The organism is Roseovarius nubinhibens ISM (assembly GCF_000152625.1).
GTDB lineage: Bacteria > Pseudomonadota > Alphaproteobacteria > Rhodobacterales > Rhodobacteraceae > Roseovarius > Roseovarius nubinhibens.
Genome location: NZ_CH724156.1, coordinates 2384517 through 2410487, shown reverse-complemented (window position 1 = coordinate 2410487; position 25971 = coordinate 2384517). Strand labels below are relative to the sequence as shown.

Sequence of the window (25971 nt, the reverse complement as noted above, 5' to 3'; positions counted from 1 at the left end):
CGTTCTGACAGGTCTCACAGGCCGCCATCCTGCCACGCCGCTCGATCTTGCAAAAACAGAATTAATATTGAAACTACCTCTGATTATCAGAGGATAGACCATGCCCCCCGACCTGCGCCTGTCGCTGCGCGCGCTCCGCGCCTTTGTCACCGTGGTGGATTGCGGCTCGATCACCGGGGCCGCGGCACAGCTCCATATCGCGCCCTCCGCCGTCGCCGCCGCCCTCACCCAGGTCGAGGAAGAGATGGGCGCCGATCTCCTGATCCGCAGCCGCGCCAAGGGGATCACTCCGACGCCCGAGGCGCGGGCGCTCGCCGCCCGGCTCCGTGTCTTGCTCGAGGAGTATGGCGAGACGCTCGACTGGGGCCGGCAACAGGCCCGCCGCCTCGCCGGGCCGCTGCGCATCGGCTATTACGCCCCGGTGGCGCCCGCCTTCCTGCCGCATGCGCTCGGGCCGCTTTTGCGCGACCATCCCGGCATCACGCTCGAGCTCAGCGAACATGACAATGACAGCGCGCAAGAGGCGCTCTTGTCCGGCGCGCTCGATCTCATCCTCTTCACCGGCGGCGATCTGCGCCCCGGCATCGCGCTCACCCCGCTGCTCGACCTGCCGCCCTATGTGCTGATGCCCGAGGGCCATCCGCTCGGCCAGATCCCCTGCCCAAGCCTCGCCGATGTGGCCGATCACCCGCTGGTCCAGCTCGACCGCCCCGTCGCCCGCCCCTATGTCGAGAGCCTCTTTGCCACGGCCGGGTTGCGCCCCCGCATCGCCGCCCGGGCCACCGCCACTGAAATGGTCCGAAGCCTCGTCGGCGCGGGCCATGGCATCGCCCTGCTCAACATGCGCCCGCTCACCGACCGCAGCTATGGCAATGACGCGCTCCTGGCCCGGCCGCTCTCAGGCGACCTGCCGCCGCTCCAGCTCGCCGCCGGCCACGCGCTCCGCCACCCCCGCCGCACCGTCACCGCCTGTCTCGAGGCGCTGCAAACCTGGCGCAGAACCCCCGAGGCAAGGGCGCTCATCGTGACCTGAAGGGGCGGGGCCGGAGACACGCCGCCTCCACGGTGCAAAGGCAGCCCTCGCTAGAAACACTGCTCGTCAAAGCCCAGCTCGACATAGCCCGCCGCGCAGCCCGGCGCGTTCTCAAGCGCGGCCTGCGAAAGCTTACGTATCGTTAAAAACGTGGACAATCCGTCACGCCCCGCACGTAGGGAACTGCCCCCGATTGCGAGCCCGACGTCGAGCTGCCTGACCTGAAAGCTGTCAGGGTATGAGCGATAAAATATCGAATCCACCCCCATCCGCGCTGCGGCCTCAGCCAGGTCTGGTGACAGGAGAAACCTGAAGTTTTGGTTCGTTTGAGGATAGGCATGCTTAAATTCAATGACCGCAAGTGCCTCCGGGTGATGGGGATGAATGAAGGCGGTAACACCCTCGGGCGTGGCTTCCCAAGGCCCTTTTTTTGGAAAGAGAACTTCCAGCGTTCCCTGGAACCGCTCTGGCGCGCGTTCTGTGGTATCGGCATCTGCCTCGACCCACCCGCCAGCCATCAACGTTTTGCGCATCATTTCCGCAGTCTTCTCAAAGTTCGGCGAAGCCATTCCATGCGAATACTTCGCGCAAAGCAGCTTGAGCAATTTGAAGGTCTCTGCAATTTCTTTGCCATCCGGGGGCAGTTTCGGCTTTGCCGCCGGTTCGTTCGGAAACCCCAGTTTCCTTGCAATCTGGTCGGACATCTCGGTGATCAAGGCCTGTGCCCTTGCACGTTCCGCATCAGGATCGGGCTGCGCTTCCTGCACCTTCTTCTCCGCCCCTTCCCGCACCAGCAGAGAGAGCAAGATCAGCCCCCAGAGCGCCACGGCGACGATCGCAACCGGGATCTGAAACAGAAGATCGGGCCATGTCCCCCCGGTGATCCGCTCCCCGAGGGCGATCATCATAGCGTAGAGAAACGCGAAAACGAGCGGCGTGGCCATCAACAGCAGCATCACCCGCACCTCCTCCGGGCGGGCGTCCCGGCTGCGCCGTACCATGGCCGAGACCAACGGCGGCAAGGCCAGCAACAGCACGGGCATCCAACTGTGGGTGATCAGACGCCAGCCAATCGTGAGCAGCAAAAGCCACCCCAGAAAACAGCCGAAATCGGCGCGCGACATGGTTCCGGAATAGTCGAAACAGCGCCTCAGCGCTGCAAAAAACGGGACAATACTCATAGCACTCTCTACACTCTACTCTGTTCACTCCCGCAGTGTTGCAAGGTTTTGAGACGATTTTTTGGCATCTTTGCGTCCCCACGACGCCCCGCCCTTATGGAACCAAGCCCCGCCCCCATTACGTTTCACCTTATATGGGTCGTCTCAGATCCCAGACATGAAGGAGCCCCGCCATGCCCGAGACCACGCGCAATGTTGCCGATGTGACCACCGATCCCGCCACGGCGGCCACCGGCAAAACCGCCGTTCTCTACCGCATGGCCCTGCCAGACCATCTCTGCCCGGCGGGGCAAAAGGCGCGCTGGCTTTTGCAGAGCAAAGGGTTCGAGGTCGATGACCGGCTGTTTCGCGAGCGCGCCGAGGTCGATGCTTTTAAGGCCGCCCATGACGTGCCCACCACGCCACAGGTCTGGATCGACGGCACGCGTGTCGGCGGCTATGACGCGCTACGCCAAAAGCTGACCGGTTACGACCCGGATGCCACCACCTACCGACCGGTGATCTACCTCTTTGCCGTGGCCGCCGCCACCGCGCTGGCGCTCTCCATCGGCTTTCTCGGCGCGCTCACCTGGCAGACACTGGGCTGGTTCATCTCGCTGTCGATGATCCTGCTCGGCATGCAAAAGCTCCGCGACATCGAGAGCTTTACCACGATGTTTCTCAACTACGATCTGCTGGCGCGAAAATGGGTGCCTTACGCCTATGTCTACCCTTGGGTCGAGGTCGGCGCAGGCGTCCTGATGACCGGCATGATCCTGACGCCGCTGTCCGCCCCCGCCGCGCTCTTTATCTCCACCATCGGCGCTGTCAGCGTGTTCAAGGCGGTCTATATCGACAAGCGCAAGCTGAAATGCGCCTGCGTGGGCGGCGGCTCGAACGTGCCGCTTGGCTTCGTCAGCCTGACGGAAAACCTGATGATGATGGGAATGGCGATCGTGATGCTCCTGCACCTGGCAGTCTGATCCCGCCACAGTCGTGTTACCGTCGCAATACCGACGTGATACCGCAAAGCCGCAAACGCCATTTTGGCAACCAAATCCCCCTTGCCCGAGAGATCACTTTGCAATACAAAGAACTCCATGACCGAGCTACAGCGCGCCCTGGACGATATCTCGAACATCCGCAGTCAGATTGCGGACGTGCAGCTATTTCAGGGGTTTGGCCCTCTGGTGATCGCTCTCACCGGCGCTCTGGCCCTCGGGCTCGCGACGCTGCAGGCCCTGACCGGCGGCGACACGTCCCTCCTCCCCTGGATCGCCCTCGCCTGCCTCAGCACCGCGCTCATCGCCATCGAGACCTACGCCCTCACCCGCCGCACCCACGGCCCAAACGCCTCAAATCTGCTCTGGGCGATCTTGCAAAAATTCCTGCCCTGCCTCATTGCCGGGGCCGCGCTCGGCTGGATCATCCTGACGCAAACCCCTGAGATCACGTGGATCTTACCGGGGCTCTGGCAGATCCTCCTCGCGCTTGGCCTCTTTGCCGCCACCTCGATGCTGCCGCGCAACACGCTCTTCGCCGCGGGCTGGTATCTCGTCGCGGGGCTGCTCGTCCTCTTGATCTCGGCCCAGGCCACAGCCATCACCCCTTGGGCCATGGGCCTGCCGTTCGGCCTCGGCCAGATCCTTCTGGCCTGCCTGCTCCACTGGGCCCCGGAAAAGCGCAAAAACCCGCAAAGGAGACCCCTGCCATGACTGAGGATCGCAACCGCGCCCGGTTTTCCTATGACGGGCTCGAACGGACCATTCACGAAAAGGCCCGGCTTGGGCTGCTGACCTCGCTGGTCTCGCACCCCAAGGGCCTCTCCTTCGTCGATCTCAAACGGCTCTGCGACCTGACCGACGGCAATCTGAGCCGCCATATCAAGGTCCTGCAAGACGCCGGGCTGGTCACCGTGGAAAAGGGCTATGAAAACAACCGCCCCCACACCCATTGCACGATCACCGCCGAGGGGCAGAAACAGTTTTTCGACTACCTCGCCGTGCTCGAAAGAATCGTCAAGGACGCGACCCAAGACGCGGAACGCCCCGCCCCCGCCACGCCCCCGAAACCTGTTGTGTAAAAATTTGAAGGTTAACTTTGTGATGCAGAGTAGTTTGCCCGACGAAATTTCCCTCTTCCCGATCCCCGACAGCGCTTGCGGCCCGCTCACAAGCGCGAAACAATCGCGCTTTCTCATCGGCTACGCGATGCTTTCGCTGATCGGCTTTGCCCTGATCCTCATGCCCGGAGAGGCGCCGCAAACCTTCGGTCTCGGGCTCTTGTTCCCCGGCCTCGGGTTCCTTCCCGCCATCACCGGCCAAGGCGATACCATGGCCCTCATGCTGCTCTTGGCCGGGCTTCTCGCCTTCGGGCTGAGCCTGGTGATCTGGTTCGCCACCGGCAATGTGATCCTGCCCTGCGCCACTTGGCTCGGCCTCGCCCTTCTCGCCATGTGGACAGCCCCCGCGGCGGGCAGCGAAAACGTCCTCTGGCTGCCCCCGGTCCTCCTCACCGGCTTACTCTGCCATCAAACCTTTCAAACCTGGCGCCTGCCCCGAAAACGCCGCGCCCTCAACCAAGCCCTGCGCGCCTATCAGCCCGACACCGCCCCGCCCACACCCCAGGCTGACGCGCTCACCGACGCAGATCTCGCCGCCCTGCGCCTGCTCCTCGATCGCGCCCTGCAACCGGTCGAGACCTTCAACGGCTTTGACCAGCTCGATCAGTTCCAGACCGCCGCCCTGCGCTATCAGCTCAACTTCACCTCCTACGCCCTCTCGGCGGTTCAAGCCGCCCACCTTCCTGCCTTCGCGGGCTACATGGCCGAGGCCCAATCCAAGCTGAAGGCCAAGCAGGCCGACCCCCGCGTCTGGCGCTATTGGAAGCTCGAAAACAGCTGGGGCAATCTCGACCGCAATGGCGATCCCTTCGCCCGCGACAACATCATGTATTCCGGCTTTGTCGCGGCCCAGCTTCTCTACCACCAAAAGGCCGTGGGCTATCCGCTCGACGAGGACGCCCTGCGGATGACCTGCATCTCCGACAGGGATGTCCGCTACAGCTACACGATCCACGAGATCATCGAGACGCTTGTCGCCCAATACGCGCGCGCCAGCTATGGATTGCTGCCCTGCGAGCCGAACTGGGTCTTTCCCCTCTGCAACGCGATCACCGCCACCGCGATCCGCGCCTATGACGCGGCCTATGGCACCGCCCATTGGCAAACAATCGCCCCCGCCTTCCGCCAGCATCTCGAGGCCGAGTTCATCGACACCAACGGGCGCTTTCTGCCCTTCCGGTCGAGCTATACGGGCTTTGCCCCGCCCGCCATCGGCGGCGCGGTGCTCCAGAGCTTTCCTTGCCTTTTCTTCAACGCCGTCTTCCCCGACATCGCCCGACGCCAATGGGCCGCGCTGCAGATCGCCCGCGCCGGGCGCGATTGGCGCGCGGTCATCTGGCCGGTCGATGTGGGCAATTACCGCTTCACCCGCGCCGCGGGCTATGCCGCTACCGCCGCCGCCGCGGGGGAAATGGGCGATGCGAGCGCCGCCCGCGCGCTGCAGGACCATCTGGCGCGCGATCTGCCGCTTTGCCTCGCCAATGGCATCGCGCACCGGCCCGGGGCCTCGATCTGGGCCCATGCCAATGAGATGCTCGCCCGCGTGCTGCGCCGCGACAGCCTGCGCCACCTCGTGACCGCCCCGCTGCCGCCACAGACCCCCTATCTCGCCTCGGCGCCCTATCCCGATGTCCTCGTCGCCAACGCGCGCTGGCAGGATGGGGGCTTGGCCCTGAGCCTCGTGCCCACCGCGCCGGGCTCAGAGGTCACGCTCACCGTGGCGGGGCTCGCCCCTCGCACGCGTTGCAGGCTCTGCGCGCCCGAGCCCGCCGAGCTTCTCTCCGACGCCTCCGGCGAGGTCACGTTCTCTGTCACCCTCACCGAGCGGACCAGCCTCACCCTGACCCCGGCCAAACCCGTTGGCCTCTCGACCAAAGAGGCGGCGCAATGATCTGCTGCGCCCTCATCGCCCTCCTCTTCGGCGCGCTCCTCTGGATCGCCCGAACCCTCCGCCTCCTGCCCGCCTCTGATACGGCAAGCCCCCTGAGCTGGACATTAGATCCGACAGACCCGACAGAGACCCCAACGCCGCCCGCAGCGGCCCGGAAATTCACCTGGCGTCACCGCGCTCGGAGCTTTGGCTTTGCCGCCCATGGCATCAAGCTGGTCCTACGGCGCGAACATAGCGCCTGGCTCCACCTCGGCGCAGCGGCCCTCGCCATCGGCCTCGGCTTCATCCTGCAGATCGATCTCGCCGCCTGGCGCTGGATCATCCTCTGCATCGGTCTGGTGATCGCCGCGGAAATCCTCAACACTGCGGTCGAGACCACCTGCAACGCGATCACCACCGCGCCCCACCCGCTCATCGGCCGGGCCAAGGACATGGCCGCCGGCGCCGTCCTCCTCTGCGCCCTCACCGCCCTCATCCTCGGCGCCCTCACCTTCGCGCCCTACCTGCTGGAAAGCGCCGCCGCACCGCAATGGGACCTCTGCAGCAGCTAGGCGAGACCCCGAAAATCCGGACAGTCGCGATACCGTCGAAATACCGACGTGTTACCGACATCGCCTAATCGTCCCACCAGGGGCCGTGGAACTGCCCCTCGACGCCGAATTTTTCGAACCCGTGATAGCCAAAGAAATCGCGCTGGGCCTGGATGATATTGGCGCTGCCCCAGCCCTGCCGCATCGTGTCGTACCAGCTCAGCCCCGCCGCGAGCGCGGGCACCGCGTGGCCGCTATGCACCGCCTGCGACACGACCTGTCTCAGGCTCGGGATGCACTGCGCCAGCGTCTGGGCGAACCGGGGCGCGAGGATCAGCTCACCATGGGGGATATCCCCTTGGAATGCTTCTGAAATATCGTCGAGAATGGCCGACCTAATGATACAGCCCGCGCGCCAGATTTCAGCAATCCGCGCCATGTCGAGCTGCCAGTCATACTCCTCTGACGCCGCCTTCAGGATGCGAAACCCCTGCGCATAGCTCAGGATCCGCGCCGCCATGAAGGCATCCGCCAGCACCTCTTCGCTGCACTCCATCGCCCCCCGCGCGCCGCCGAGGATTTTCTCGGCCTCGACGCGGGTGTATTTCTCCGACGACCAGCCCCGCGCGCCCACCGCAGCCTCGATCATGCTGGCCGATTGCCCCATCCGCAGCGCCTCGATCACCGTCCAGCGCCCCGTCCCCTTTTGCCCCGCCGCATCCCAGATCACATCGACCATGGGATGACCGGTTTCCGGATCGGTATAGGTCAAAAGTTTCCCTGTGATTTCCAGCAGATAGGACTTGAGGGGGCCGGCATCCCAGCGCGTGAACATGGCGCCGATTTCCTCGGGAATCTTGGCCGCGCCGTGATGTTCGAGCGTGTAGATCTCGGCAATCGCCTGCATGTCGGCATACTCAATCCCGTTATGCACCGTCTTGACGAAATGCCCCGCCCCATCCGGCCCGAGATGCGCGACGCAGGGGTCCTCGCCATAGCGCGCCGCGATGGCCTCGAGCAGCGGTTTGAGCTGCGCCCAGCTATGGTCCGAGCCGCCCACCATCATCGACGGCCCATGCCGCGCGCCCTCTTCGCCGCCCGACACGCCCATGCCAACGAAATGCAGATCCTGCGTGGCCAGCGCCGCCGACCGCCGCCGCGTGTCGTGGAAATTGGCATTGCCGCCGTCGATGATCGTGTCACCGGGCGACAGAAGCGGCGCAATCGCCTCGATCATCGCGTCCATCGGCGCGCCGGAGGGGATCATGAACAGGATCACGCGCGGCGTCACGAGGCTCGCGACAAACGCCTCAAGCCCGTCTTGGGGCACGATATTTTCGGCAAGCGCCCCGGCCTCGGTGACAAAGCGGGCGATCCAGTCGGCCTCGCGGTTGGTGACGGCCACGCGGATGCCGGCCTCGGCCATGTTCAGCGCCAGAGCGCTGCCCATCGTCCCCAGCCCATAGACCCCGATCTGCGCCTTCGCCATGCCCGTCTCCACCGTGATGTGTCGGGTTCAGGCTAGGCCTTGGCGCAGGATTTGCAAGGCCCGTCGGCTCAGACCCCGAGGCACCAGCGCATCACGGCCTTCTGGGCGTGCAGCCGGTTCTCGGCCTCGTCCCAGATCACCGATTGCGGCCCGTCCATGACCTTGCTCGTGACCTCTTCTTCGCGATGGGCCGGCAGGCAATGCATGAAGAGCGCATCGGGCTTGGCATGGCTCATCAGCGCGTCATTCACCTGATAGGACCGCAGGAGATTATGCCGTCGCTCCTTGGTGGATTGGCTGTCATGCATGCTGACCCAGGTGTCCGTGACCACCAGATCGGCACCCTCGACGGCCTTGGCCGCGTCGCGTTCGATCGTAACCTGAACCCCCGCGCGCCGCGCCTCGCCGATGAATTCCTCTTCGGGATCAAGCTGTTGCGGACCGGTATAGGTGAAATCAAACCCGAACTTGCCGGCGGCATGGAGGAAGGAGGCACAGACATTGTTGCCATCGCCCGACCAGACGACCTTCTTGCCCTTGATCGGCCCGCGATGTTCCTCATAGGTGAGGATATCGGCCATGATCTGACAGGGGTGTGTGCGGTCTGTCAGGCCGTTGATCACCGGCACTTGCGAATGTTCCGCCAGCTCGAGCAGGACGGATTCGTCAAAGGTCCGGATCATGATCAGATCGACATAGCGGCTCAGCACCCGGGCGGTGTCGGCGATGGTCTCGCCATGGCCAAGCTGCAGCTCTGCCCCGGACAAGAGCATGGTCTGCCCGCCCATCTGCCGCACGCCCGCGTCAAAGCTCACCCGCGTCCGCGTCGACGGTTTTTCAAAGATCAGCGCGACCATGTGATTGGCCAGCGGCTGATCATCGTCGGGCGCGCCGCGTTTGCGACCCAGACGGGCCTGTTTCATCTGGCTCGCCTGATCGAGAATATCGCGCAGCGCGCCAGCGTCGGTTTTGTGAATATCGAGAAAATCGGGCATCTATCGGTCCCCCTTGTTGACCGGCATGGAAAATATGGTGAGAGCAGAGGGCCTTAGAGCCGGTCCTTGATGGCACGCGCCGCATGGTCGAGCCGCGACACCGCCTCGGTCACCTCGTCTTCGCTGAGCGTCAGAGGCGGCAGGAGGCGGATCACATTGTCGCCTGCGGGCACGGTGATGAGCCCGGCCTCATAGCAGGCCTGCAGCACATCGGTGTTCGGCGCCACGCATTTCAGCCCGAGCATCAGCCCCGAGCCGCGCAGCTCTGCAAAAACTTCCGGATAGGCCTCGACGAGCCCGCCAAGCTTTTGCTGAAGCTGGCTCGCCCGGGTGTTGACCGTTTCGAGAAATCCGGGCGCGGTCACCTCATCCATCACCGCACAGCCCACGGCACAGGCCAGCGGGTTGCCGCCATAGGTCGACCCGTGCGAGCCCGCCGTCATGGCCACTGCGGCCGCCTCGGTGGCCAGCACCGCCCCGAGCGGAAAGCCCCCGCCAATGCCCTTGGCCACCATCATGATATCGGGCGTGACACCGGCCCATTCATGGGCAAAGAGCCGCCCGGTCCGGCCCATGCCGCATTGCACCTCGTCAAAGATGAGCAAAATGCCCGCCTCGTCGCAAATCTGGCGCAACGCGCGCAGATCGTGATCGGCCATCGGGCGAATGCCGCCCTCGCCCTGCACCGGCTCGAGCAGCACGGCGGCGGTGCGGCTGTCGATCGCGCCCTTGAGCCCCTCGAGATCGCCCCAATCGAGATGTTTGAACCCGGGCAACAGCGGACCAAAGCCCTTGGTCATCTTTTCCGACCCGGCGGCCGCGATCCCGGCCGAGGACCGGCCATGGAACGAGCCATGAAAGGCAATGATCTCAACCCGTTCGGGGGCGTTTTTCTCGTACCAGTATTTGCGCGCCATCTTGACCGCGAGCTCACAGCTCTCGGTGCCCGAATTGGTGAAGAACACCGTATCGGCAAAGCTGTGTTCCACCAGCTTGTCGGCCAGCGCCTGTTGCGCCGGGATGTGATAGAGGTTCGACGTGTGCCACAGCTTGCCCGCCTGTTCGGTCAGCGCCGCCACCAGCTTGGGGTGGGCATGGCCCAGCGCGTTCACCGCGATCCCCGCGCCAAGATCGAGAAAACGTCGCCCATCCGCCTCGATGAGCCAGCTGCCCTCGCCTTTGACAAAGCTGAGGGGCGCACGGTTATAGGTCGGCAGAATGGACGGGATCATTGGATATACTCCGCTAAAGACAGGGCATTGAGTGCCGCAGCGTCAAGAAAAGGTCAATCTCTGGGGAAGAAAAGGCGCAATCGCGCCGGGGTCAAACGGGGCTCACGCACTCAGGCGTCGGCGTCGGATATGAAGGCGTCGTTTGATCATGGCCATGGGTTTAGCGTCCGCTCAGCCATTCGGGAAGCAAAAAATGCATTCCCCGCCGTTTTGTCTCTTGCGAGGGTCAGGGGCGGCTGTCACCGATGGCCCATGACCTCGCGCCCCCAGAACCCTGCCCTTGTCGCCCTGCTCACGCTCTGTGCCGCTGGGTTCATTGCCGCCACCACGCTGATCGCCAAGGCGCTGGGCACCGGCGTTCTCGGGCCGCCGCTCCACGCGCTACAGATCAGCCAGGGCCGGTTTTCTTTGCCCTGATGGCGCTCTCAGGGGCGGCTTTGGTGCTGGCCCCCGCTTCACCCCGCCCGCGCTCTTGTTGCATCTGGGCCGGTCGAGCCTCGGCTGGGGCGGGGCGAGCTTTATGTTCGCCGCCGCGGCCTTTATCCCGCTGTCGGATGCCACCGCGATCAGTTTTCTCAACCCGGTCTTCGCCATGCTGCTGGCGGTGCCGCTCTTGGGCGAAAAGGTCGGGCCGTGGCGTTGGACTGCTGCTGCCGTGGCGCTTTGCGGGGCGCTCATCCTGACCCGCCCGGGGGGCGGCGCGCTCGAGTTCGGGGCGCTGCTGGCGCTGGGCTCGGCGCTTTGCCTCGGGGCCGAGCTGATCTTGATCAAGCGCCTGTCGGGCCGCGAAGGCATGATGCAGATTCTCTTGCTCAACAATGTGATCGGGCTGTGCATCGCGACGCTCGCAGCCCTCGCCGTCTGGCAAACACCGACGCCCGCGCAATGGGCGGCGCTGGCCGGTCTCGGCGCGCTCATGGCTTCGGGTCAGGCCTGTTTCGTCAATGCCATGGCCCGCGCCGATGCCAGTTTCGTGGCGCCTTTCTTCTATGCGGCGCTGGCCTTTGCCGCGCTCTACGATCTGGCGATCTTTGGCGTTGTGCCGGATGCGGTCTCGCTCATTGGCGGGGTGGTGATCCTCTGCGGCGCGGGGCTTCTGGCCTGGCGCGAAGGCCGGCTCAGGACTTGAGCCGATAGCCCCGGCGGAACATCAGCCAGGCCAGCGCCATGATCCCGAGAACGGAGCCGCAGGCCACCGAGAGCGCCAACACCGGTGAGGCGTCCGAGACGCCGATGACCCCGAACCGCGCGCCGTCGATCAGGTAGAAGATCGGGTTGGCATGGGTGATATCGCGCAGCACCGGCGGCAGCGCCTCGACCGAATAAAACGTGCCCGACAGGAACGCCAAGGGCGTCACGATGAAATTGGTGATGGCCGCCATCTGGTCGAATTTATTGGCAAAAATCCCCGCCACGATGCCGACACCGCCGATGAATGCCGCGCCAAGCACGACAAAGCATAGCGCCCAGATCGGATGCGCCGGGGCCTGCCCGAGCACCAGCCACAGACCCAGCGCAATCGCCAGCGCCACGATCACCCCGCGCGCCACCGCCCCCGCGAGATAGCCCAGCACCAGCTCTCCAGCGCTGAGCGGCGGCATCAGCGTGTCGACGATATTGCCCTGCACTTTCGAGATGACAATCGACGAGGAGGTATTGGCAAAAGCGTTCTGGATCACCGCCATCATCAGGATGCCGGGGGCAATGAAATGGGTAAAGGGCACGCCCATCACATCGCCGCGCCGAGGCCCGATGGCGATGGTGAAAATCAGCAGGAACAGCCCCGAGGTCACGAGCGGCGCAAGGATGGTTTGCGTCCAGACCGCGAGAAAGCGCTGCACCTCGCGCCGCGCCAATGTCGCCAGCCCCAGCCAGTTGACCGCCCCGAACCGTCTTTCGCCCATTTGCTGATACATGCTGCCCTCGTGCCGATTCCGTTGCTCGTGCCTTGTAACTTGGCCCCCAGTGATTAGAATAGGCCCTTGACCGGATTTTTCAGGGCGGCAATGCACAGGGGATGTGCCCCGCCCCTTTTGCACGGAGTTACCATGTCCTGGAACGACGAACGCGTCGAGATACTCAAGAAAATGTGGGCTGAAGGGCAATCGGCCAGCCAGATCGCCAAGGAACTCGGCGGCGTCACCCGCAACGCGGTGATCGGCAAGGTGCATCGCCTTGGCCTGTCCAACCGCAATGGCGGTGGCGGCACGGGCGGCGCGAGCGCGGCGACCGAGGCCAAGCCCAAGCCCGCCAAGGCGGCTGCGAAACCTGCGCCCAAGCCCAAGAAGGCCGCCGCCGCCGCGCCGCAGCCCAAGGAAGAGCCCGCGCCCAAGCCCGAGCCCGCCGCAGAGGCTGCGCCGAGCCCGGTGCCCGGCAGCCGGATCAAGCCGATCATCCCGGCCGGTCAGCCCCTGCCGCCGCAGCCTTCGGCCAATGAGATCGACCCCAAGGCGCTGGCCAAGGTCAGCGAAGTCGAGAAGAAGGCCAAGAAGCTCACGCTGATGGAGCTGACCTCGCGGACCTGCAAATGGCCCGTGGGCGATCCCGCGACCGATGATTTCTGGTTCTGCGGCCTGCCGTCGCAAGCGGGCAAACCCTATTGCGAGGCCCATGTCGGCGTGGCGTTCCAGCCCATGTCGTCGCGCCGGGACCGCCGCCGCTAAATCTCTCGCAGCGCAACGCGCGCGCTTTGTTTCCATGACCCGGCGGCCCTGACATAGGGGCCGCCGGATCGCATTTGCGCCCCCCATAAATCGTGGACAGCTGGCGGATCGGTCGCTTACCCTTGCAGATATATTTGCAAGAGGAGTTTCCGATGACGACAACGCATGGTTCCGAACACGCGGCGCCTTTTTGGTTCACCTCCCCCGGCGGGGGCGACAGTCTGGCCTGGGTGGCCTTGGGCGGTCTTATTCTCGCGCTCTACGGGCTGGTGGTGCTCTATGCATCCTTTGACCGCTGGGCCGAACAGCGCGCCCATGGCACGCCCTTGGCCAAGACGATCCCGACACTGCTGACAATCGCCCTGCTCTATGAGGTTTTCCCCCTCGGACATGTGAGCATCCTGCTGCCGCTCAGCGCCATTCTCATCGCGCTGATGGCCGATTGGGCGCGGTTCCATGTGGGCGAAGGCCCTGCCGGCGCGCCCGAGACCCGGCCTCATGACACCGCTGTGGCGACCGGCCCGGAGACCGCCCATGATTGAGCTGCTCCTGACCTCCTTTCCCGTTCTCATCCGCTATATTCAACTGCGCCTGCGCGGCGAGGCGATGACCATCTGGAACATGAAAACCGCGCTCTACGCCTGGGCCTGCCTCGCCTTCGCGCTGTTCGTGACGATCTTTTACTTTCACCCGAAATCCTACACCGGTCTCGTGCCCTTTCGCACCATCTCGGTCGTGGCGCAGGCCAATGGCCCGGTGACCGAGGTGGCCGTCGAAAACGGTCAGGCGGTCAAGGCGGGCGATCTGCTCTTTCGCATCGAGAACAGCAGCCAGACCGCCGCCCTGACCCAGGCCAAGGCCGAGCTTGCCCAGCTCGACGCCGCCGAGGCCAAGGCCAAGGATGCGCTGACCCTCGCCAAGGCGAGCGTCACATCAGCCAACGCCAGCCTCGCCAAGCTGCAGCAGGATCTCGATCAGGCGCAGACCCTGCTCGACCGCAATGTCGGCACCCAGGATAAGGTGCGCGAGCTGGAGGCGGCGGTCATTTCCGCCGAGGCCACGCGCGAGGCGGCCAAGGCACAGACCGACGTGGCCGAAACCGATCTGTCGCAGAGCATCCCCGCTCAGCGCGCCGTGGCCGAGGCGGCTGTGCAACGCGCCCAGGTCGAGCTCGATCACACCGAGGTGCGCGCCTATGCCGATGGCACGGTGACGCAGATGGCGATGAGCGTCGGCAGCCCCGCGTCACAGCTGGTGCTGCGCCCGGGCATGGTGATCATCCCCGAACGGGGCGAGGACGCCCATCTGCGGGTGATCGCCGGGTTCCCACAGGTCGCCCGCGCCACGCTTTACGAAGGGATGCCCGCCGAGATCGCCTGCGAAAGCAATCTGAACCTGTCGAACCGGGATGCGGTGTTGCCCGCGCATATCGTGGCCATTCAGCCCGCCATCGCGTCGGGTCAGGTCACCCCCGGCGGCGATCTTCTCGAGCCCAGCGCCCGGGCGACACGCGGCTCGATCCTTGTCTATTTCGAACTGCTGCACCCGGAACATGAGGCGATCATGCTCGATGGCAGTGGCTGCATCATCCAGACCTATACCAACCGTCTTCCCGGCGTTTTCGGTCACGTGATCTCGGCCACCGGGGTGGTCAAGGCGGCGGGGCTGCGGCTCAAGGTCTGGGGCGCGCTCATCGCCGGTGTCGGGCTTGGCGGCGGCGGCCACTGAGCCCCGCCACAGCACAAACAAAAGGGGCCGCACATTCGCGGCCCCTTTGCTTTGCCCGGCATGACGCCCGTCAGTCAAAAAGCTTGAACAGCTCTTTCTTGATCGTGTCCTCAGCCTCTTTCTTGAGCGTATCCTTGAGATCGCCGCCCTCGGGCACCGTCACCCCAAGCTCTTTCTCGATGGCCTTCTGAACCTCTTGGCGGGCCTCTTCCTTGAGCTTTTTCTTCTCTTCCTTGAAGTTGAGATCAATCGCCGCCTCAAGATCGGGGTAGATCTTGGGATTGGCCCAAGGCCCCTTGATGCGCACCGGAATGGCGAGACCCTTGCGGCTGTCGCCCTCGAGAAGGCTCGGCGTGAACGTATAGTTCAGATCCTGCGCCCCAAGCCCGATCCGTCCGGTGCCCGTCGCCCGCGCCAGCGGCATCGACATCTTGAGATCGTCACCCTGCATATTGCCATCCTTGATGGCAAAGCTCGCCGACATCTCGTCAAACACCGTGGTGCCGCCGGTGACATCGCCCGAGCGCATAAGCTTGTCGAGGTCAAAGCCGCTGATCACGCCGCGCCCGGTGCCAAGGCTGAGACTGCCGCTCAGGCTGTTCATGATCGCATGGACCGATTGCCCAACGCCGAGGAAATTGAGCGTCATGTCGCCCGTCGTGGCAAAGCGCGTGATCCCCGCCGCATCGGTGAGCAGGCGTTCCATATCCATGCCGCGCGCGGTCATGCTGCCGCCCACCGAAAGGCCGCTGCGGTTGTTGGCAACGAATTCGCCCGAGACATTGCCGCCATAGCCGCTGAGCTCCTTGAGCGTGAACACCGCCCGCGAATTATCGACCGCGGCGATCATCCGCGTCTGGCCAAAGTTGAACGTGCCGAGGTCGATGCTCTTGGCAGAAAGCGCAATCTGCGCATCGGCCAGGCCAAGCGCGCTGGCATCGATCGGCGCCTTGGACCAACCGGTGTCCACCGCCGTGCCGGTCTCCTTGGTGCCGGCCTCGCCGTCGCTCTCGGGCGCCAGCGCGCTGAGGTCGAGCGCGCCCGCGTCAAGCTGCGCCTCGATCCGGGGTCGCGCCCCGCCGGGGATGAAATCAACCCCGCCCGTCAGGCTATTGTGGTCGAGCTTGGCGCTGAGGTTGCGCAGCGACAGCCGCCCCGCCTCGCTATAGGTCAGGTCCCCCGCCACCGATGCCGCCCGGCCAAGCCCCTCTGGCAGGTCGAGCGCCGCTTGCCCCAGCGAGGTCATAAACCGCGAGCTGTCTGACAGATCGGCGCTGATCCGCCCCGCCGCCTGCGGCAGGCTGCTCACCTTGCCGGTGAAATCGACGGCACCGCCCTTGGTGCTGACCTTGGCCGTCAGATCCGACACCGCCCCGTCGATCAGATGATCGAGCCGCGCGATGCGGCCGGTGATCGACACCACCTCTTGCGCGGGCCGGAACGAGGCGTCGATCGTCGCCTCGCCGGTATAGGACGGCCAGCGCATATCGAAATTCACATCCTTGATCTGCGTGGTGCTGCCCGCCTGATCGTCGATATAGGTGAGCTGCGCCCCGGTGATGAGCGCCCGGTCCAGCGTCAGAGCCAGCTGCGAGGATTGCGCCGGCGCGCTCTCGGTCCCGGCGCCGGTGGTGGTGACCCCCTCGACATTGAGCTCCCAGTTGACGCGGCCCGATTTGTCCTTTTGCAACAGGATATGCGGGTTCACCGCTTCGAGCCCGGTGATCCGGATCGCCCCGCCAAAGAGCGCCTGAGGATCGACCCCGACCTTGAAACTGTCGGCCTGGAACATCGGGCCCTTGTCGGACCAATCGGCATTGGCGACGGTGGTGCGCCCGGTGCTGATGCCCAGCACGGGGTAGAAACTGACCTTGGTCTCGCCGGTCATCTCGACCTTGCGCCCGGTGGCCTGGGCGATCTGGTCGGCGGCAATGCGGGCAATGCGCTCGCTCGGCAACAAGAGAATTGAACCGACGGCAATGACCACGAACACAAGGGCCAGCACCATCAGGCGAATGATCCAGCGCATGGGTGGGCCTCCGTCCTGCTCTGCTGTGTCTTTTCGCAATGATGGAAGCCGCGGCCCTGATTTACAATAACCGTTTCACTCTTTCCGGCCCGCCCCGGCATGGTTATATGGCCCCCATGAGCACAAACCCACCCGATCTGCGCCCCGATCTTGCGCGCGCCCGCGTCACCGACACCTCCCGTGCTGGCCAGCCCACCATTGGCATGGTGAGCCTTGGCTGCCCCAAGGCCCTTGTCGACAGCGAACGCATCCTGACCCGGCTGCGCGCCGAAGGCTATGGCATCTCGCCCGATTACTCCGGCGCCGATGCGGTGATCGTGAACACCTGCGGCTTTCTCGACAGCGCCAAGGCCGAAAGCCTTGAGGCGATTGGCGAGGCGCTCAAGGAGAATGGCCGGGTGATCGTCACCGGCTGTCTCGGGGCCGAGCCCGACTATATCACCGGGGTGCATCCCAAAGTGCTCGCGGTGACCGGGCCGCATCAATATGAACAGGTGCTCGACGCGGTGCATGGGGCGGTGCCGCCCTCGCCCGATCCCTTTGTCGATCTGCTGCCCGCCTCGAGCGTCAAGCTCACGCCGCGCCATTACAGCTATCTCAAGATTTCCGAGGGCTGCAATCACAAGTGCAAATTCTGCATCATCCCCGACATGCGCGGCCGTCTCGCCTCGCGCCCGGCCTTCGCGGTGATGCGAGAGGCCGAGAAGCTGGTCGAAAACGGCGTGCGCGAATTGCTGGTGATCAGTCAGGACACCTCGGCCTATGGCGTTGACATCAAACATGCCGAGGATCGCGGCCACCGCGCCCATATCACCGATCTGGCCCGCGATCTGGGCTCGCTCGGGGCTTGGGTGCGGCTGCATTACGTCTACCCCTACCCGCATGTGCGCCAGCTCATCCCGCTGATGGCCGAGGGGCTGGTGCTGCCCTATCTCGACATCCCGTTTCAGCATTCGCATCCCGATGTGCTCAAACGCATGGCGCGCCCGGCCCATACGTCGAAAACCCTGACCGAGATCGCCGCCTGGCGCGACATCTGCCCCGACATCACCCTGCGCTCGACCTTCATCGTGGGCTATCCCGGTGAAACCGAGGCCGAGTTCCAGCACCTGCTCGACTGGATGGACGAGGCCCAGCTCGACCGGGTCGGCTGTTTCAAATATGAAAACGTCGATGGCGCGCGGTCGAACGACCTGCCCGATCACGTCGCCGAAGAGGTCAAGCAGGAGCGTTGGGAGCGGTTCATGGAAAAGGCGCAGGCCATCTCCGAGGCCAAGCTCGCCGCCAAGGTGGGCAGCGTCCAAGAGGTGATCGTCGATGACATCGACGCGGACGGCATCGCCACCTGCCGCACCAAGGCGGATGCGCCCGAGATCGACGGCAATCTCTTCATCGACGAAGGCACCGAGGGGCTCTCGGTCGGCGATCTCGTCTCGGTCACCGTCGACGAGGCCGGCGAATATGATCTCTGGGGGCGGTTGGGCTAAGCCCCTTCCAAATAGGCCCGCACGCAATCCTGCACATGGCGGAACCTGTCGCCGCCGAGATGCTTGCCGCCATACCAGCGGGTGACCACGATCACGTGGTCGCGCAGCTCTTCGCGCTCGAGCATCCGCAGGATGACCTGGCCCGCGCCCGCTTCGCCGTCATCGCCCTTGAGAGGGCCCGCCTCCGAGAAATCCACCGCCCAGCTGTTGTGGGTCGCCTTCGCGAACTTCTTGTTGCGTTTCAATTCCTTGAGAAAATCGTCAACGGCGGCGCGATCCCGCACCGCCGCCCCGGAGACCGCATATTTCGATCCCCGGTCGCTGATCACATTGAGAAGCTGCCGCATCAGAGCCCGGCGTTGACCCGGCGCACCGTCTCGATCCGCGACTTGTTGGGCGGGTGGGTGCCGAGGAAGCGGTCGCCCGGATCCGGGATCTGGGTAAAGAACTCGGCCCCGCGCACCGGGTTATAGCCCGCATAGCGCGTGATCACCGTGCCCAGCGCATCCGCCTCGAGCTCGTGATTCTTGGAATAGCTACGCGCGCCGACATTGGCGCCGAGATCCGCCGCCGCATCGACATTGCCCGAGCTTGCACCGGTGAGCGCCGCAAGCCCGCCGAGGATGATCGCCCCGGCCATGGCATTGTTGCGCTGCTGGTCGAGATGGCGCTCGATATGATGCGCCGCCTCATGGCCCATCACAAAGGCCAACTCGTCATCATTGCGCACCTGCGCGATCATCGGCAGGTTGAAGGCCAGGATCGGCCGCCCCGATTTGTCGATGGTCTGGAACGCGTTCGGCGATTTCTGCGGGCGATCGTCGATCACCACCTTGAAATCACAGTTGAGGTTCGAGGTCTGCTGGCGGCACATCCGCTCGGCCACCGGCTCGACGCGGGACACCACGGTCTTGAACCGGCTCACCTGTGCGGCGGTCGGTGTGGTGGCCTTGCTCTGGGCCGATTGCGCCTGCGGCTGGCTCGGCTGCGGGCTGGGCGACTGGGTCGTGGTGGTGCTCACGCATCCCGCAAGAACGAGAAAGCTGGCACAGATCAGTTTACGCATGGAAACCTCGGTTCTACTTGGTCGCTGAATAATCTAGCACGGATCAACCCACTTGCCAGTGCCTTCGCGCGGGACGCTGACATCTTGCAATGATCCGCCAAGCAGGTCAGGGTAAACCCATGTTTTCCATTGAACACGAATTCGACTCCACCGTGATCACGCTCGTCGACGAGGGCACCGCGCCCTTGCAGGAAGACGTGATCATCAACGCCTTTGAGGAATGCGTGACGCTCACCCAGTTTGACGCGCGCACGGATCAAAGCATCACGATCACCCTCTCGGTGAACCAGCTGCAGGATCTCGCCGCCGCGCTCGACCTGCCCGAAGGCGTCTATCAGCGCGCCCGCCAGCCGCGCTGAGCTATCCGCACGAGACCGGCCCGCCGCCACAAGGGCTTGACCCCGGACCGCCCTGCCCCGACATACGGGGCATTGCAGTTTGTAGAAGAGGCGGACCCCATAGCATGACCGATCAAAGCCCGGCCCCGGCCGTGATGGAGTTTCTTCTCAGCCGCCGGTCGCGCCCGGCCAAGCTCTTGCAAGGTCCGGCCCCGGATCGCGCCGCCCTCACGCCCATTCTCACCGCCGCCGCCCGCACCCCGGACCATGGCAAGCTGGTGCCGTGGCGCTTTGTGGTGCTCGAGACGGCAGCGCTGCGGCGGCTCGGCGATCTCGTGGCGAGTTGTGGCGCGGCCAGCGGCCGCTCGGACGAAGACATCGCCAAGGCCCGTGCCTGCTATGACAGCTCGCCCCTCGCCGTGGTGGTGATCGAGGCGCCGAAACCCTCGGACAAGATCCCCGAGGTCGAACAAACCTATTCCGCCGGGGCCGTCTGCCTTGCGCTGCTCAATGCCGCGCTGGCCTCGGGCTGGGGGGCGAACTGGCTTACCGGCTGGCCGGTCTTCGACCGCCATTTCGTCGAGGCGGGGCTCGGCCTCGCCGCCTCTGAACGGGTCGCCGGGATCATCCATATCGGCACCGCCGAGACCGCCCCGCCCGACCGGCCCCGCCCTGATCTGGCAGAGATCACCACCTGGATGGACGCATGATTTTCGCAAGTTTTTTCAAGGCGCTGGGCCAGCTCAGCGATCCTCGGTTCCGGCGGGTGTTCTTTCTCGGCATCGGGCTGAGCTTTGCCCTGCTGATCGCCGTCTATGCGGTGTTTCTCGCCTTTCTGCAATGGTCGCTTGGCGAGGGGGCAGAGCTGCCGATCATCGGCCATGTCACTTGGGTCGATGATCTGCTGAGCTGGGGCAGCTTCTTTGTGATGCTGCTCCTGTCGGTCTTCCTCATGGTGCCGGTCGCCTCGGCCATCACCTCGCTCTTTCTCGAAGACGTGGCGCAGGCGGTCGAGGACCGGCATTACCCGGACGTGCCCAAGGGCCGCAATGTGGGCTTTTGGGACGGGCTGCGTGACACGGTGAATTTTCTCGGCGTGCTGGTGGCCGCGAATATCCTCGCGCTGATCCTCTACATTCTGTTCCCGCCCGCCGCGCTCTTTATCTTCTGGGCGATGAACGGGTTCTTGCTCGGGCGCGAGTATTTTCAGCTCGCCGCCATGCGCCATGTCGGGCGCGACCGCGCCAAGGAGTTGCGCCGCGCCCATATCGGCCGGATCTGGATCGCCGGCACGCTGATGGCGATGCCGCTGTCGATCCCGCTTGTGAACCTGCTGGTGCCGATCCTCGGGGCCGCCACGTTCACCCACATCTTCCACGCGGTGACGCGCAAAAGCGGGATCACCCCATCCGGTTGAACCAGTCGATGTCGCGCACCGTCACCGTGCCGGTGAGGATGACATAGGCGCAGATGGCCCAGATCACAAAGGCCACGCCGGTGGTGATCCAGGCCTTTTTCTTGATGTGATGCTGCTGCGGCGATCCCGAATGGGTGCCCTTGACCACTTCGCCTGCCTCGCCCTGCGTCTGGATGCGGATGGGCAGCGCCACAAGAAAGGTCATGGCCCAGATCACCACATAGAGGACAAGACCGGAGACGGGGCCCATCAGACCTGCTCCAGCTCGACGAGGCAGCCGTTGAAATCCTTCGGGTGAAGGAACAGCACCGGCTTGCCATGGGCGCCGATCTTGGGCTCGCCCGAGCCAAGCACACGGGCCCCCGTCGCCTTGAGATGGTCGCGCGCCGCGAGAATGTCATCGACCTCATAGCAGACATGGTGAATGCCGCCCGAGGGGTTCTTTTCAAGGAAACCGTTGATCGGGCTGTCGTCGCCCAGCGGGTAGAGAAGCTCGATCTTGGTGTTCGGCAGCTCGATGAAGATCACCGTGACGCCGTGGTCGGGCTCGTCCTGGGGCGCACCCACCTTGGCGCCGAGCGCGTCGCGATATTGCGCCGCCGCGGCGTCGAGATCCGGCACGGCAATGGCTACGTGGTTCAGGCGTCCGATCATGGTCAGGCTCTCCCTCGGAATGGTTCTGTCGGCGTTTCTTATGAAACTCCGCGCCTCCCATGACAAGGGTCCGCAGCGGGGCGAAGCGCCGCAGCCCCGCGATTAACCTCGCGTTCACCATCGCTCTGCCATGCTGCGACTCGGCCCAGACTGCACCGCGGCCCGGACAACATCAGGAGACGGTCATGGATGACATTGCTTGCTTTCACCCCGCTCAGGCGCCCAACGCGGGCCGACCGTTGCTGGGCATGACGATCCTCGCCGTCGAGGATAGCCTTTACGCCAGCGATGCGCTCCGGCTCATGTGCCTGCACAGCGGCGCACGCATCCGCCGCGCGGACTGCCTGCGCTCGGCGCGGCGTCACCTGCAGGTCTACCGCCCCTCGGCGATCCTCGTTGATCTCGGCCTGCCCGATGGCGCGGGCGAGGATCTCATCTCGGATCTGAGCACCGCCCTGCCCCGTGTCGCCGCCATCATCGGCACCAGCGGCGATGAGGGCGCCGCCTCCCGCGCCATGCAGGCCGGGGCCGATGCCTTCCTGCCGAAACCCGTGGCCAATCTCGGCACGTTTCAGAATATCATTCTCAACGCCCTGCCCCCCGACCGACAGCCCAGCGGCCCGCGCCCAATGCGCGACGAGGTGATCCACCCCGATCCGATGGCCTATCGCGACGACCTCGGGCATATCTCGCTGCTGGTCGAGGACTCGCTCAGCCCCCGGATGATCCGCTATATCAGCCAGTTTCTCATCGGCATCGCCCGCGCCGCCGAAGATAACGAGCTGCTGCTCTGCGCTCAGAGCCTGTCCGAGACCCTCGACCGCAAGGAAAGCCCGGCACGCACCCTCGCCCATCTGGCCGCGCTGTTGCAAGAGCGCGTCGCCGACCGCGCCGCGATCTAAAACCGCGCGCCGCTTGGCGGATAGCGCTTTAACCGCCCGCCGCCCCGGCCTAGCATCGTTGCCGCATCCCAAAGGAGGATCGGCATGAAGAGCGACCGCCCCATCGGCCCGGTGATCGAGAATTGGACGCCCCCGCCCGCCCCCGAGGCCGGGCTCGTGTTCGACGGGCACTATGCTCGGCTCGTGGCGCTCGACGCCGATGCCCATGCCGCGCTGCTCTTTCGCGCTTTCGACGGCCATGACTGGGTCTGGGATTACATGTCGGACGGCCCCTTCGCCTCGGCCGCGCAGTTTCACCGCTGGATGCGCGAGGCCACGCAATCGCGCGATCAGCTTTTTTTTGCGATCCAGAACAAGGAAACCGGCGACTGGGGCGGCTTTGCCTCCTACCTGCGCATCACCCCGGCCTCGGGGAGTATCGAAACCGGCTCCATCGCCCTCGCCCCCTGCCTGCAGCAAACCCGCGCCGCCACCGAGGCGCATTTTCTCATGATGCAATGGGCCTTTGACGCGGGCTACCGGCGCTATGAATGGAAATGCGACGCGCTCAACCGCCCGTCGCGCCGCGCCGCACAGCGCCTCGGGTTCAGCTACGAGGGCCTCTTCCGACAGGCCACCGTGGTCAAGGGCCGCAACCGCGACACCGCCTGGTTCGCCGTCATCGACAAGGACTGGCCCGCGCTCGCAGAGGCCTACCGCCTCTGGCTCGACCCCGGCAACTTCGACGCCGACAGCCGCCAACACGAATCGCTCTCCGATCTCACCCGACTGGTTCGCGTCGCCGACGATCCCTCGCTCACCGGCTGACCCCCGCGCGGGAACCCGCCGCCCCTCGCCTGCGTTGCATGGCAAAGCCAGCCGAGGAGAGACCCATGCCAGATATCTACACCGCCCTGAAATCCGACCATGACGCGCATCGCAAGCTTTTGGACCGGATCGAGGACACCAGCGGCGCCAGCGAAGACCGTCAGGACGCCTGGACGCAGTTCTACATGGATGTCAAAAGCCATTCCGCCGCCGAAGAAGAGACGTTTTATTCCAAGCTCATCTCGAAAACCTGGGGCCAGGACAGCGCCCGCCATTCCGTGCATGAGCATCAGCAAATCGACGACCTGCTCGAAGAGCTCAACGAGATGGACATGAGCCAGGGCGCCTGGCTGCAAAAGTTCAAGAAACTGCGCCATGATTACGAACATCACATCGACGAAGAAGAGGACGAGGTGTTCAGCCGCGCCCGCGAGGTCATCCCCGAGGACGAGATCGAAGGCTATGGAAAACGCTTCCAAGAGCGCAAGGACAAGGAGCTCGGCCTGATCGCGGAAAAGCGCGAAGACAGTCTCGAAGACTGATCCTCAGGCCGCACGCCCCTTAAAACGCCAAAGGCCGGGTCCCTGACCCGGCCTTCTCGCATCTCATCGCCAAAGATCACTCTTCGCGCGGCATCACCCGAAGCCCCAGCTCCATGAGCTGATCGCTGGTGGGCTCCGACGGCGCGTTCATCATCAGGTCTTCGGCCCGCTGGTTCATCGGGAACATGATGACTTCGCGGATGTTTTCCTGATTGGCCAGAAGCATCACGATCCGGTCGATCCCGGCGGCACAGCCACCGTGCGGCGGGGCCCCGTAATGGAAGGCGTTGAACAGCGCGCCAAAGCGGCTCTTGACCTCGTCCTCACCATAGCCCGCCAGCTCGAACGCCTTGAGCATGATCTCCGGCTTGTGGTTCCGGATCGCCCCGGAGACAAGCTCATAGCCGTTGCAGGCAAGGTCATATTGCCAGCCCTTGACCGCCAGCGGATCGCCATCAAGCGCCGCCATGCCGCCCTGCGGCATCGAGAACGGGTTATGCTCGAAATCGATCTCGCCGGTCTCTTCGTCCTTCTCGTAGATCGGGAAATCCACGATCCAGGCAAAGGCAAACCGGTCCTGATCGGTGAGGCCGAGCTCTTCACCAATCACATCGCGCGCCTTGCCGGCCACGCGCTGGAACGCATCGGGCTTGCCGCCGAGGAAGAAGGCCGCATCGCCCTCGCCGAGGCCGAGCTGCTGGCGGATCGCCTCGGTGCGCTCGGGGCCGATGTTCTTGGCCAGCGGGCCTGCCGCCTCCATGCCGTTTTCGCCCGCCCGCCAGAAGATATAACCCATGCCGGGCAGACCCTCTTTCTGGGCAAAGGCGTTCATCCGGTCACAGAATTTGCGGCTGCCGCCGGTCGGCGCGGGGATGGCGCGGATCTCGGTGCCGTCCTGTTCGAGCAGCTTGGCAAAGATCGCAAAGCCCGAGCCGCGGAAATGCTCGCTCACATCCTGCATCTCGATCGGGTTGCGCAGGTCCGGCTTGTCGGTGCCATATTTGAGCATCGCGCTCGCATAGGGGATCTGCGGCCAGTCGCCCGGCGCATCGACCTTGCGGCCGCCGCCGAACTCTTCGAACACGCCCGCAATCACCGGCGCCACCGTGTCGAACACATCTTGCTGCTCGACAAAGCTCATCTCGAGGTCGAGCTGATAGAAATCGGTGGGCGAACGGTCGGCGCGCGGGTCTTCATCGCGGAAACAGGGCGCGATCTGGAAATACTTGTCGAAGCCCGACACCATGATCAGCTGTTTGAACTGCTGCGGCGCCTGCGGCAGCGCATAGAACTTGCCCGGGTGCAGACGGCTCGGCACGAGGAAATCGCGCGCGCCCTCGGGGCTCGACGCGGTGATGATCGGCGTCTGAAATTCGCGGAACTTCTGGTCCCACATGCGGCGGCGGATCGAGGCCACCACATCCGAGCGCAGCGTCATGTTGCGCTGCATCGCCTCGCGGCGCAGATCGAGATAGCGATAGCGCAGGCGGGTTTCCTCGGGATATTCCTGATCGCCAAAGACCAAAAGCGGCAGCTCCTGCGCCCGGCCGAGCACTTCGACATCGCGGATATAGACTTCGATCTCGCCGGTGGGCAGCTTGGGGTTGATCAGGCTCTCGGCCCGGGCCTTGACCTCGCCATCGATGCGCACACACCATTCGCTGCGCAGCTCTTCGACCTGCGAAAACACCGGGCTGTCGGGATCACAGAGCACCTGGGTGATGCCATAATGATCCCGCAGATCGACGAACAACACGCCCCCGTGGTCGCGGATGCGGTGCACCCAGCCGGCCAGACGAACGGTCTGACCCACGTGGTCCTTGTTGAGATCGGCGCAGGTGTGGCTGCGATATGCGTGCATGATGCTGTCTCCGGGCGCCTCGCGG

General features: G+C 64.6%; 27 protein-coding genes and 1 pseudogene. 17 read left to right on the top strand and 11 right to left on the bottom strand.

Going from position 1 to position 25971, the window contains the following annotated elements:
* Positions 1–100: 100 nt before the first annotated feature.
* Positions 101–1033 carry a LysR family transcriptional regulator gene (locus ISM_RS11475; RefSeq protein WP_009814338.1) on the top strand — a complete coding sequence of 311 codons (933 nt, stop codon included), beginning with the start codon at positions 101–103 and terminating at the stop codon, positions 1031–1033.
* A 50-nt stretch (positions 1034–1083) separates the two neighbouring features.
* Here the strand turns inward: ISM_RS11475 and ISM_RS11470 are convergent, their stop codons facing one another.
* On the bottom strand, positions 1084–2214 hold the full coding sequence (locus ISM_RS11470; RefSeq protein ID WP_156783373.1) for a hypothetical protein: 1131 nt from the start codon (positions 2212–2214) through the stop codon (positions 1084–1086).
* Positions 2215–2387: 173 nt separating this feature from the next.
* Here ISM_RS11470 and ISM_RS11465 point away from each other — a divergent pair, with 173 nt between their 5' ends.
* From ISM_RS11465 to ISM_RS17740, 5 genes are all read left to right on the top strand, one after another.
* Positions 2388–3176, top strand: coding sequence for a MauE/DoxX family redox-associated membrane protein (locus tag ISM_RS11465; RefSeq protein ID WP_009814336.1), 789 nt, complete (start codon positions 2388–2390; stop codon positions 3174–3176).
* Positions 3177–3293: 117 nt separating this feature from the next.
* Complete coding sequence (locus tag ISM_RS11460; protein ID WP_009814335.1) at positions 3294–3908, top strand: hypothetical protein; 615 nt, start codon at positions 3294–3296, stop codon at positions 3906–3908.
* Positions 3905–4276, top strand: a complete 372-nt coding sequence (locus tag ISM_RS11455; protein ID WP_009814334.1) for a transcriptional regulator — start codon at positions 3905–3907, stop codon at positions 4274–4276. The genes ISM_RS11460 and ISM_RS11455 overlap by 4 nt, the downstream gene beginning before the upstream one ends.
* Before the next feature lie 22 nt (positions 4277–4298).
* Positions 4299–6206, top strand: coding sequence for a linalool dehydratase/isomerase domain-containing protein (locus tag ISM_RS11450; RefSeq protein WP_156783372.1), 1908 nt, complete (start codon positions 4299–4301; stop codon positions 6204–6206).
* A complete protein-coding gene (locus ISM_RS17740) occupies positions 6203–6757 on the top strand; it encodes a diacylglycerol kinase family protein (protein ID WP_009814332.1) in 555 nt (184 codons plus the stop codon). Before ISM_RS11450 ends, ISM_RS17740 begins: the two co-directional genes overlap by 4 nt.
* A 64-nt stretch (positions 6758–6821) precedes the next feature.
* On the opposite strand, the gene gndA is transcribed toward ISM_RS17740, so the two are convergent.
* From gndA to ISM_RS11430, 3 genes are all read right to left on the bottom strand, one after another.
* The gene (gene gndA / locus ISM_RS11440; RefSeq protein WP_040618044.1) at positions 6822–8225 is read right to left on the bottom strand and encodes an NADP-dependent phosphogluconate dehydrogenase; all 1404 of its coding nucleotides are present in this window, start codon (positions 8223–8225) and stop codon (positions 6822–6824) included.
* Positions 8226–8293: 68 nt separating this feature from the next.
* Positions 8294–9220, bottom strand: a complete 927-nt coding sequence (gene argF / locus ISM_RS11435) for an ornithine carbamoyltransferase (protein ID WP_009814330.1) — start codon at positions 9218–9220, stop codon at positions 8294–8296.
* Between the two features lie 53 nt (positions 9221–9273).
* Entirely contained in the window at positions 9274–10452 is a 1179-nt protein-coding gene (locus ISM_RS11430; protein ID WP_009814329.1) for an aspartate aminotransferase family protein, read from the bottom strand.
* Between the two features lie 252 nt (positions 10453–10704).
* On the opposite strand from ISM_RS11430, the pseudogene ISM_RS11425 reads away from it, so the two are divergent.
* A pseudogene (locus ISM_RS11425) lies at positions 10705–11581 on the top strand (DMT family transporter).
* Here ISM_RS11425 and ISM_RS11420 read toward each other — a convergent pair.
* The gene (locus ISM_RS11420) at positions 11571–12368 is read right to left on the bottom strand and encodes an ABC transporter permease (RefSeq protein WP_009814326.1); all 798 of its coding nucleotides are present in this window, start codon (positions 12366–12368) and stop codon (positions 11571–11573) included. The pseudogene ISM_RS11425 and the gene ISM_RS11420 overlap by 11 nt on opposite strands.
* A gap of 132 nt (positions 12369–12500) precedes the next feature.
* Here ISM_RS11420 and ISM_RS11415 point away from each other — a divergent pair, with 132 nt between their 5' ends.
* The 3 genes from ISM_RS11415 to ISM_RS11405 all read left to right on the top strand — a co-directional run bounded on the left by ISM_RS11415 (position 12501) and on the right by ISM_RS11405 (position 14843).
* On the top strand, positions 12501–13115 hold the full coding sequence (locus ISM_RS11415) for a GcrA family cell cycle regulator (protein WP_009814325.1): 615 nt from the start codon (positions 12501–12503) through the stop codon (positions 13113–13115).
* A 152-nt stretch (positions 13116–13267) separates the two neighbouring features.
* On the top strand, positions 13268–13657 hold the full coding sequence (locus tag ISM_RS11410) for a hypothetical protein (protein WP_040618043.1): 390 nt from the start codon (positions 13268–13270) through the stop codon (positions 13655–13657).
* A complete protein-coding gene (locus ISM_RS11405; protein WP_009814323.1) occupies positions 13650–14843 on the top strand; it encodes an HlyD family secretion protein in 1194 nt (397 codons plus the stop codon). The genes ISM_RS11410 and ISM_RS11405 overlap by 8 nt, the downstream gene beginning before the upstream one ends.
* Before the next feature lie 70 nt (positions 14844–14913).
* Here the strand turns inward: ISM_RS11405 and ISM_RS11400 are convergent, their stop codons facing one another.
* Positions 14914–16872 (bottom strand): AsmA family protein, encoded by a 1959-nt coding sequence (locus ISM_RS11400; protein WP_009814322.1) that lies wholly within the window; start codon positions 16870–16872, stop codon positions 14914–14916.
* 116 nt (positions 16873–16988) lie between these two features.
* Between ISM_RS11400 and rimO the strand changes: the two genes are divergently transcribed.
* Complete coding sequence (gene rimO / locus ISM_RS11395; RefSeq protein ID WP_040618489.1) at positions 16989–18359, top strand: 30S ribosomal protein S12 methylthiotransferase RimO; 1371 nt, start codon at positions 16989–16991, stop codon at positions 18357–18359.
* Here rimO and ISM_RS11390 read toward each other — a convergent pair.
* Both ISM_RS11390 and ISM_RS11385 read right to left on the bottom strand, forming a co-directional pair.
* On the bottom strand, positions 18356–18706 hold the full coding sequence (locus ISM_RS11390; protein WP_009814320.1) for a YigZ family protein: 351 nt from the start codon (positions 18704–18706) through the stop codon (positions 18356–18358). The two genes, rimO and ISM_RS11390, sit on opposite strands and share 4 nt — an antisense overlap.
* Complete coding sequence (locus ISM_RS11385; protein WP_009814319.1) at positions 18706–19425, bottom strand: M48 family metallopeptidase; 720 nt, start codon at positions 19423–19425, stop codon at positions 18706–18708. Before ISM_RS11385 ends, ISM_RS11390 begins: the two co-directional genes overlap by 1 nt.
* A gap of 119 nt (positions 19426–19544) precedes the next feature.
* Here ISM_RS11385 and ISM_RS11380 point away from each other — a divergent pair, with 119 nt between their 5' ends.
* From ISM_RS11380 to ISM_RS11370, 3 genes are all read left to right on the top strand, one after another.
* Positions 19545–19784, top strand: coding sequence for a hypothetical protein (locus ISM_RS11380; protein WP_009814318.1), 240 nt, complete (start codon positions 19545–19547; stop codon positions 19782–19784).
* Positions 19785–19888: 104 nt separating this feature from the next.
* Positions 19889–20473, top strand: a complete 585-nt coding sequence (locus ISM_RS11375) for a nitroreductase family protein (protein WP_009814317.1) — start codon at positions 19889–19891, stop codon at positions 20471–20473.
* On the top strand, positions 20470–21180 hold the full coding sequence (locus ISM_RS11370) for an EI24 domain-containing protein (protein WP_009814316.1): 711 nt from the start codon (positions 20470–20472) through the stop codon (positions 21178–21180). Before ISM_RS11375 ends, ISM_RS11370 begins: the two co-directional genes overlap by 4 nt.
* Here the strand turns inward: ISM_RS11370 and ISM_RS11365 are convergent.
* The gene (locus ISM_RS11365; RefSeq protein ID WP_009814315.1) at positions 21164–21430 is read right to left on the bottom strand and encodes a DUF1467 family protein; all 267 of its coding nucleotides are present in this window, start codon (positions 21428–21430) and stop codon (positions 21164–21166) included. The genes ISM_RS11370 and ISM_RS11365 overlap by 17 nt on opposite strands.
* Complete coding sequence (gene mce, locus ISM_RS11360) at positions 21430–21834, bottom strand: methylmalonyl-CoA epimerase (RefSeq protein WP_009814314.1); 405 nt, start codon at positions 21832–21834, stop codon at positions 21430–21432. Before mce ends, ISM_RS11365 begins: the two co-directional genes overlap by 1 nt.
* Before the next feature lie 185 nt (positions 21835–22019).
* On the opposite strand from mce, the gene ISM_RS11355 reads away from it, so the two are divergent.
* The 3 genes from ISM_RS11355 to ISM_RS11345 all read left to right on the top strand — a co-directional run bounded on the left by ISM_RS11355 (position 22020) and on the right by ISM_RS11345 (position 24085).
* Positions 22020–22736 (top strand): response regulator, encoded by a 717-nt coding sequence (locus tag ISM_RS11355; RefSeq protein WP_040618042.1) that lies wholly within the window; start codon positions 22020–22022, stop codon positions 22734–22736.
* Between the two features lie 84 nt (positions 22737–22820).
* Positions 22821–23543, top strand: coding sequence for a GNAT family N-acetyltransferase (locus ISM_RS11350; protein ID WP_009814312.1), 723 nt, complete (start codon positions 22821–22823; stop codon positions 23541–23543).
* A gap of 65 nt (positions 23544–23608) precedes the next feature.
* The gene (locus ISM_RS11345) at positions 23609–24085 is read left to right on the top strand and encodes a hemerythrin domain-containing protein (protein ID WP_009814311.1); all 477 of its coding nucleotides are present in this window, start codon (positions 23609–23611) and stop codon (positions 24083–24085) included.
* 76 nt (positions 24086–24161) lie between these two features.
* On the opposite strand, the gene aspS is transcribed toward ISM_RS11345, so the two are convergent.
* Complete coding sequence (gene aspS, locus ISM_RS11340; protein WP_009814310.1) at positions 24162–25946, bottom strand: aspartate--tRNA ligase; 1785 nt, start codon at positions 25944–25946, stop codon at positions 24162–24164.
* Positions 25947–25971: the final 25 nt, after the last annotated feature.

Coding starts and splice junctions, on each gene's coding strand:
- ISM_RS11415 (WP_009814325.1), top strand. CDS start 12,501: ATGTCCTGGAACGACGAACGCGTCGAGATACTCAAGAAAATGTGGGCT.
- ISM_RS11410 (WP_040618043.1), top strand. CDS start 13,268: ATGACGACAACGCATGGTTCCGAACACGCGGCGCCTTTTTGGTTCACC.
- ISM_RS11350 (WP_009814312.1), top strand. CDS start 22,821: ATGAAGAGCGACCGCCCCATCGGCCCGGTGATCGAGAATTGGACGCCC.
- ISM_RS11450 (WP_156783372.1), top strand. CDS start 4,299: ATGCAGAGTAGTTTGCCCGACGAAATTTCCCTCTTCCCGATCCCCGAC.
- ISM_RS11365 (WP_009814315.1), bottom strand. CDS start 21,430: ATGGGCCCCGTCTCCGGTCTTGTCCTCTATGTGGTGATCTGGGCCATG.
- ISM_RS11400 (WP_009814322.1), bottom strand. CDS start 16,872: ATGCGCTGGATCATTCGCCTGATGGTGCTGGCCCTTGTGTTCGTGGTC.
- ISM_RS11455 (WP_009814334.1), top strand. CDS start 3,905: ATGACTGAGGATCGCAACCGCGCCCGGTTTTCCTATGACGGGCTCGAA.
- ISM_RS11345 (WP_009814311.1), top strand. CDS start 23,609: ATGCCAGATATCTACACCGCCCTGAAATCCGACCATGACGCGCATCGC.
- ISM_RS11460 (WP_009814335.1), top strand. CDS start 3,294: ATGACCGAGCTACAGCGCGCCCTGGACGATATCTCGAACATCCGCAGT.
- ISM_RS11420 (WP_009814326.1), bottom strand. CDS start 12,368: ATGTATCAGCAAATGGGCGAAAGACGGTTCGGGGCGGTCAACTGGCTG.
- ISM_RS11390 (WP_009814320.1), bottom strand. CDS start 18,706: ATGCGGCAGCTTCTCAATGTGATCAGCGACCGGGGATCGAAATATGCG.
- ISM_RS11355 (WP_040618042.1), top strand. CDS start 22,020: ATGGATGACATTGCTTGCTTTCACCCCGCTCAGGCGCCCAACGCGGGC.
- ISM_RS11470 (WP_156783373.1), bottom strand. CDS start 2,214: ATGAGTATTGTCCCGTTTTTTGCAGCGCTGAGGCGCTGTTTCGACTAT.
- ISM_RS11380 (WP_009814318.1), top strand. CDS start 19,545: ATGTTTTCCATTGAACACGAATTCGACTCCACCGTGATCACGCTCGTC.
- rimO (WP_040618489.1), top strand. CDS start 16,989: ATGAGCACAAACCCACCCGATCTGCGCCCCGATCTTGCGCGCGCCCGC.
- ISM_RS11370 (WP_009814316.1), top strand. CDS start 20,470: ATGATTTTCGCAAGTTTTTTCAAGGCGCTGGGCCAGCTCAGCGATCCT.
- ISM_RS17740 (WP_009814332.1), top strand. CDS start 6,203: ATGATCTGCTGCGCCCTCATCGCCCTCCTCTTCGGCGCGCTCCTCTGG.
- ISM_RS11405 (WP_009814323.1), top strand. CDS start 13,650: ATGATTGAGCTGCTCCTGACCTCCTTTCCCGTTCTCATCCGCTATATT.
- aspS (WP_009814310.1), bottom strand. CDS start 25,946: ATGCACGCATATCGCAGCCACACCTGCGCCGATCTCAACAAGGACCAC.
- ISM_RS11385 (WP_009814319.1), bottom strand. CDS start 19,425: ATGCGTAAACTGATCTGTGCCAGCTTTCTCGTTCTTGCGGGATGCGTG.
- mce (WP_009814314.1), bottom strand. CDS start 21,834: ATGATCGGACGCCTGAACCACGTAGCCATTGCCGTGCCGGATCTCGAC.
- ISM_RS11375 (WP_009814317.1), top strand. CDS start 19,889: ATGACCGATCAAAGCCCGGCCCCGGCCGTGATGGAGTTTCTTCTCAGC.
- ISM_RS11430 (WP_009814329.1), bottom strand. CDS start 10,452: ATGATCCCGTCCATTCTGCCGACCTATAACCGTGCGCCCCTCAGCTTT.
- ISM_RS11475 (WP_009814338.1), top strand. CDS start 101: ATGCCCCCCGACCTGCGCCTGTCGCTGCGCGCGCTCCGCGCCTTTGTC.
- ISM_RS11465 (WP_009814336.1), top strand. CDS start 2,388: ATGCCCGAGACCACGCGCAATGTTGCCGATGTGACCACCGATCCCGCC.
- argF (WP_009814330.1), bottom strand. CDS start 9,220: ATGCCCGATTTTCTCGATATTCACAAAACCGACGCTGGCGCGCTGCGC.
- gndA (WP_040618044.1), bottom strand. CDS start 8,225: ATGGCGAAGGCGCAGATCGGGGTCTATGGGCTGGGGACGATGGGCAGC.